Origin of the sequence: Erythrobacter sp. CCH5-A1 (assembly GCF_001557115.1) — a bacterium.
GTDB lineage: Bacteria > Pseudomonadota > Alphaproteobacteria > Sphingomonadales > Sphingomonadaceae > Erythrobacter.
The window spans coordinates 1-1,701 of the sequence record NZ_LSKQ01000130.1 but is presented as its reverse complement, the minus strand read 5'-3'; the positions used below and the strand labels follow the sequence as shown (position 1 = coordinate 1,701).

At 69.9% G+C, this 1,701-nt stretch carries 1 protein-coding gene; it reads right to left on the bottom strand.

Annotated features, from left to right (window positions below):
- Window positions 1–51: 51 nt before the first annotated feature.
- Window positions 52–1,602 (bottom strand): acyl-CoA carboxylase subunit beta, encoded by a 1,551-nt coding sequence (locus AX708_RS07020; RefSeq protein WP_067489796.1) that lies wholly within the window; start codon window positions 1,600–1,602, stop codon window positions 52–54.
- Between the last annotated feature and the right edge of the window lie 99 nt (window positions 1,603–1,701).

The window sequence follows — 1,701 nt, the reverse complement described above, 5'->3', positions numbered from 1 at the left end:
GCCAACTACCTCAGAAACAGCGGCTATGCCTCAATCTAAACAGGACAGACTCTAGTCCGCGCCAAGCCGCCGCCACGCCAGCCCGGCAAACTCGCACAGCAAGGGCCGCGTGTCGCGCGGGTCGATGATGTCTTCGACATTGAAGCGCTCGGCTGACCGGAAGGGCGAGGTGACCTTCGCCAGCCGCGCGCGGATTTCCTCGAGCAGTGCCGCGGGGTCGTCCGAGGCTTCCAGCTCCGACTTGTAGGCGACTTCGAGCCCGCCCGCGATGGGCAGGCTCCCCCAGTCGCCCGACGGCCAGCAATAGCGGTACTGGTAGCGGTCGGCGTTGCTCATCGCGCTGCCCGCGATGCCATAGGCGCGTCTGAGCACGACCGACGCCAGCGGCACGGTCGCCCGGTAGATCGCGTTCATCGCGTTGACGCCGTAGCGGATCGTCCCCGCCATCTCCGCCTCGCGCCCGATCATGAAGCCGGGGTTGTCGACGAGGTGGACGATGGGCAGGCGGAACTGGTCGGCGAGGCGGACGAAGCGTTCGACCTTCTCGGAGGTCTTGGCCTCCCACGATCCGCCGAGGTAGCTGGGGTCGGAGGCGATCACGCAGACCGGCCAGCCATCGAGCCGGGCGAGCGCCGTGATCGCGGCGCGGCCCCAGTGGCGGCCGATCTCGAACACGGTGCCGTGATCGAACACCATGTCGAGGCAGCGGCGCATCGAATAGACCTGCTTGTCCTCGCGCGGGACGAGGCTGAGCAGCGCCTCCTCGCGGCGGTCCGCCGGGTCGCCGGTTGCGACGCGGCGGGCGGGCTGGCCGACATATTCGGGCATGAAGGAGAGGAAGTGCCGCGCGCGGGCGAAGGCCTCGGCTTCGCTCGCCACCTCGTCATCCACCACCCCGTTGCGGGTGTGGATCGCGCTTCCACCGAGCGCTTCCTTCGCCTCCTCGTGATTGGCCGCACCGCCCTTGTAAGCCTCCCCGAGGCCATCGACCACCGCAGGCCCCGCCGCGAAGATCTGCGAGAGGCCCTTGACCATGATCGAGTAGTGGCTCGCCACGGTCCGCGCCGCGCCGAGGCCCGCGGTCGGCCCCAGCGCCAGCGCGACGACCGGCACGGTGTCGAGATTGGTCACCACATCGCCCCAGCCGGGCACGGCGGGGATGTAGGTCGCGCCGATCTGCTCAAGCGTCTTGACCGAGCCGCCGCCCCCCGTCCCGTCGATCATGCGGATGATCGGGAGCTTCAACTGGTGCGCCATCATCTCGGCCTGCACCATCTTGCGCGCAATCCCCGCATCCGCCGCGCCGCCGCGGATGGTGAAATCGTCGGCCGTAGCGACGACCGGGCGGCCATTGATCAGCGCCTTGCCGAAGAGGAAGGGGGCGGGGGTGACGCTGGCGAGGTCGCCATTGGCGTCATACTTCGCCGAGCCCGCAATCTTGCCGATCTCGCGGAAGGAGCCCTCGTCGCACAGCGCCGCGAGCCGCGCGCGGGCGTCCATCTTCCCGCGCCCATGCTGCCGCGCCACCTTGTCCGCGCCGCCCATCTGCTCGGCCAGCGCCTCGCGGCGGCGCAGTTCCTCGAGTTCCTTGGCCCAGGTCATTCCCTCTCCCCTCGCGCCCACCCCTTACCCCTCCCGCGAGCGGGAGGGGGACTGGCCCGCGCCTTCTTCTCCCCTCCCGCTTGCGGGAGGGGCCGGGGG

What these genes read in the sequence shown, in the direction of transcription:
- AX708_RS07020 (WP_067489796.1), bottom strand. Translation starts at nt 1,602, where the DNA reads ATGACCTGGGCCAAGGAACTCGAGGAACTGCGCCGCCGCGAGGCGCTG.